Origin of the sequence: Moorena sp. SIO2C4 (genome assembly GCF_010672485.1) — a bacterium.
GTDB lineage: Bacteria > Cyanobacteriota > Cyanobacteriia > Cyanobacteriales > Coleofasciculaceae > Moorena > Moorena producens.
The window spans coordinates 1-4,171 of the sequence record NZ_JAAHGN010000673.1; the positions used below are offsets into that span (position 1 = coordinate 1).

4 protein-coding genes are annotated in these 4,171 nt (G+C 41.1%); 3 read left to right on the forward strand and 1 reads right to left on the reverse strand.

What is annotated here, in order from left to right:
• Positions 1-598: 598 nt before the first annotated feature.
• From F6K20_RS26915 to F6K20_RS26925, 3 genes are all read left to right on the forward strand, one after another.
• A complete protein-coding gene (locus F6K20_RS26915; protein ID WP_229419856.1) occupies positions 599-754 on the forward strand; it encodes a hypothetical protein in 156 nt (51 codons plus the stop codon).
• 247 nt (positions 755-1,001) lie between these two features.
• Positions 1,002-1,949 carry a choline kinase family protein gene (locus F6K20_RS26920; RefSeq protein ID WP_287255184.1) on the forward strand — a complete coding sequence of 316 codons (948 nt, stop codon included), beginning with the start codon at positions 1,002-1,004 and terminating at the stop codon, positions 1,947-1,949.
• 7 nt (positions 1,950-1,956) lie between these two features.
• The gene (locus F6K20_RS26925) at positions 1,957-2,319 is read left to right on the forward strand and encodes an SDR family NAD(P)-dependent oxidoreductase (protein WP_287255186.1); all 363 of its coding nucleotides are present in this window, start codon (positions 1,957-1,959) and stop codon (positions 2,317-2,319) included.
• Positions 2,320-2,420: 101 nt separating this feature from the next.
• Here F6K20_RS26925 and ltrA read toward each other — a convergent pair whose 3' ends face one another.
• Positions 2,421-4,106 carry a group II intron reverse transcriptase/maturase gene (gene ltrA, locus F6K20_RS26930; RefSeq protein WP_353736837.1) on the reverse strand — a complete coding sequence of 562 codons (1,686 nt, stop codon included), beginning with the start codon at positions 4,104-4,106 and terminating at the stop codon, positions 2,421-2,423.
• Between the last annotated feature and the right edge of the window lie 65 nt (positions 4,107-4,171).

Genomic DNA, 4,171 nt, shown 5'->3' on the forward strand with positions numbered 1-4,171 from the left:
TCACCTAATAGCTATGAGAAACGCTATCAAAGAACTTTTATAGCAACCGAAGTATAGTTTAGGACAGAGTATTTTGGTTGAAAGGGAGCAGGGAGTAGGGACTAAGGCCGTAGGCCACGCGGGGCGCGTTCGGAGCAGAAATATGTCTTAAGCTTTACTTCGACTGCTATATAGTGTCACAAACCTGAAATCTGCTGCGTCAATGTCAATAAGCCCCCTACATTCTCAATAATCTCGGAATTATTGAGAATGTGATTTGAGAAATCTGAAAAATCCTAATGGCAATTCGGCTTCGCCGACGCGGGGCGCGTTCGCAACGGTTTATTCTTTCTTGCTCAAAATACTAGGTGCGCGCCTCCAAGGCCGTGAGGGATTGCTCACGGCCTTGGGTCGCACCTAAATTTTTTCCAATTTGAAGAAAAATTGCTTTAATTAGATTTTTTTAAGTTACAATCTATACCAAATTGAGATGAGCTTACCACCCTGGGTACCTACCAGACTCCCACAACTGGAGTTATGTCAGCTAGAGTCTGCAGACCTGAGGGGGTGACAACAAGGCTAAAAACTAGACAGGGTGTAGGGTGCAAGGGTGTGGGGTGTGGGGAAAATAGAAGCGATGCAGCGCGGTCTTGGGGGTTTCCCCCATGAGCGACTGCATCAAGACAGGGAATTTGGAGTAACCCCAGCAATTTCCTTGGCCTTTAGGCCACGCTGCGCGAACGGTCTGAAACCTGATTCAACCGTCTCTTCTTGATGCAAAGCGCGAGTGGGGGAAACCACGCCAGTTGCTCATGGGGGGAACCCCCTTTGGCCTCACTGGCTCCCCTGTTCCGAAGCTGCATCGCTACCAAACTGGCCAGCTCCTGATGTTTCCCTACACCCAAAACCCCACACCCCACACCCAGTAAGATTTTTAACGCTGTTTGTCACCCCGTCAGCATTAGCAGTCACCATAGCTCAGCTTTAAAAGTCAACAATTAGAAATAGGCAAGGGAATCCTCATGAATCAACTACAGCAGTCGGAAATAATTTCTGAAACCCTGACCTTCGCAGAATCAGGTGTTCAGCCCTTTGAATTTTACAAATCCGATCGGATTGTTGTAGAGCAGGTATTTTCAAATCTCCCTTCCCTAAAAAAGGTAGCTATTAGCAGGCTTGAAAAATTAACCGAAGGTAAAAATAACCAAAATTTTAAAGTTTATACAGATAGTGGAGTTTTTGTTATCAAAGTTTGTCATACATCAGAAGTGCAGCAAATTAACAGACAAGTAGAATATGCAATTATCAAAAAAGCATATCGTGCAGATCTTGGAGTGAAGCCGATCGCATTTGACCCCAAAAACCACTCAATAATTACTGAATTTATTGATGCGCCAGTCTGGACTTTTCAAGAAATCAGAACTGCAGCAGCACTGAAGAGTTTTGGGGAATCTATCCGTAAAATTCATGAACTTTCCCCGATTAGTCATACCTATCATATTCAAGATTTACTTGATAGATACTGGCATTCATTAAAAAAATATAATGCTAATGATACAATAAAAATTAAAGATTTTTTTGAAACAATACGAAATAAATTAGATGTGTACCATCAATCGAGTGACATCAAGTTTTGCCATAACGATCTTCACTACGGAAATTTTTTGAAAGGTCAAAAAACTATATTTATGGACTGGGAAATGGCGGGAATGAATGATCTTTATTCTGATCTTGCTGCATTTATCCATTTCCACCATCTCGATAACCAGCAAACTGAGCTGTTTCTTCAAGCATACTCAAAAATATCTCTGAATAGAGATAAACTCGCCATTCACCAAGATGCCATCCTGCTCAGGGAATTACTATGGGTTCTCACCAAATTGCAAGAAGGCTATACTGACCATTATTATGCTGATTATCGGCAAAGATGTTTAAAAGCTGTTATGAATAAGCAGGCAAAGCTTTTATAAAAAGACCATGGCAAAAGTTGTGATGATTTCAGGTGCTAATCGCGGCATAGGCAAAGCAATTGGACTCAAACTCTATGAATATGGCTTTTTTCTCAGCCTTGGCGTCAGAGACTTAGATCGGGTAACCAAAGATATTCTAGAACTGCCAAAGGATAAGGTGTTATTGGTTTCTTATAATTCAGCTGATCCAAATACAGAACATGAATGGATTAAAAAAACACTCGATGTCTTTCATAGGATAGATGGCCTAATTAATAATGCTGGCATTTTTCATTCCGTGGATATTGAAGATGATAATGAGGAACTACTCGATAAAATGCTGGATGTAAATACAAAAGCACCGATACGTCTTACACGTTTGGTTTATTAAACTAAGTCAGTGAGTCACCCCACTGACTCGTCTCCAGAACCGTACGTGTAAGTTTACCTTCATACGGCTCCTCATCATAGGAACCCTTGTCATTGGTACCTCTAGAACGGATTTTTATCTAATTCTGAGGAATTGATTTTTGTTCCGTGTTTTTTGTCGTGACAATGTAGGTGTAGTAATTCTAGATTTTTATCTAGGTCACTTCCACCTAGAGCGCGTGGTACTATATGGTGTTTTTCCAATAAATCTCCATCCCGGAAAGTGAGACCACAATGAGCGCATTTCCCTTTTTGCCGTTTCAAAAGTCTTCCCTTTTGACTGGTCCTTTCAGGATGTTTGCTCATTCTGTTATTCCAGTAAATTAGGTCTCCATCATAGGGGCTTCTGGCTTCTTTGACTTTTTTATGCCTGATGATTCCTGTTTTGGCATGTTTTGGGAGGTAATTCTCCTTATTTGTCATGAATATCCAGTTATCCTCACCAATGGTTCCCCAATATTTGCTGGTTACCCAGGCTTTTGATTTATTGTGATGCCTCCTATAACCCCATCTTTGGAGTTTGTTCCAGAGCATGCTATCGAGTTTGCTATAAACCTCTTTACTACATACTGAGCTGTAGTAATTACACCATCCACGTATAATGGGTTTTAGGTGTCTTATTAAAGCATCCTGAGGGGCAGCCTTGTGTTGGTCTATGACCTTGGAAAGCTGTTTATGATGTTCTAGGACTTTTTCCTTGGATGGTTTGATGATGGTTTTAAAACCTTGTTTTGATTGGTGTTTACCTACTTGGTAGTGACGAATGTTGAATCCTAGGAAATCAAATCCGTGGTATGTGTGGGTAATCCTTGTTTTACTTGGTTTTAATTCCAAACTCATGTCTTTCAGCCATTTATTGATGACTTCTTGACATTCTTCTACCACGTAATGGTCTTTGTGCATTATGACAAAGTCATCTGCGTATCGAATCAAGTTTAGTGCCTTTTTGTTGTCTCTTTTACTTCCCTTTAAGGATTCGGCAAATTGTTTGATTCTTTTTTCCATTCCGTGGAGGGCTATGTTCGCTAAAAGTGGTGATATTACACCCCCTTGCGGAGTTCCCTCATTTGTAAATGAGAATGTTCCCTTATCCATCACACCGGCTTTTAACCAGGACTTTATTAATCCTCTCATGGATGGGTAAGTATTTAATTTTTCTAGAAGTGCATCATGGTTGATTTTTTCAAAGCATTTGGCTATATCAGCATCTAATACCCATTTGGGCATTCTATTGATACTGTTGAATATTGCTTCGATGGCATCGTGACATGAGCGCCCTGGTCTGAACCCATAAGAATTAGGTTCAAATTTGGCTTCCCATTCAGGTTCTAGTGCCTGTTTAGCAAGTGCCTGTAATGCACGGTCATACATGGTCGGTATTCCTAATGGGCGTTTTTCCGTCCGTCCAGGTTTAGGTATCCAAACCCTTCTGGTTGGTTGTGCCTTTTTGGAGACCTTTAGGTTGGCTACTAAGATGAGGCGTTGCTTATTGGTTAAAGCTTTGACCCCATCTATTCCGGCAGTCTTTTTACCTTTGTTCTCCTGTGTTACCCGACGCACCGCAATCATTTTGGCAGTCCAGGACTTCATCAAAGTTTTTTGTAGTTTTCTTACCACGCGGACGTCACCACGTTGTGAGGCTCGGTATATCCGTTTTTGTAACTTAAATAAGGTTATTTCTAGCTTTCGCCAATTGACCTTATTCCATTCCGACTGTGGGGCGAACCCCCGAGTTTTAGACTTATTCATTACTACTTACAGCTATATCTTTTCCTATAACGTGAGTCCGTCAGCATATCCTAGATATTACTCCA

Excerpts from the sequence above, each read along its gene's own strand:
- F6K20_RS26920 (WP_287255184.1), top strand. The coding sequence starts at position 1,002 with ATGAATCAACTACAGCAGTCGGAAATAATTTCTGAAACCCTGACCTTC.
- ltrA (WP_353736837.1), bottom strand. The coding sequence starts at position 4,106 with ATGAATAAGTCTAAAACTCGGGGGTTCGCCCCACAGTCGGAATGGAAT.
- F6K20_RS26925 (WP_287255186.1), top strand. The coding sequence starts at position 1,957 with ATGGCAAAAGTTGTGATGATTTCAGGTGCTAATCGCGGCATAGGCAAA.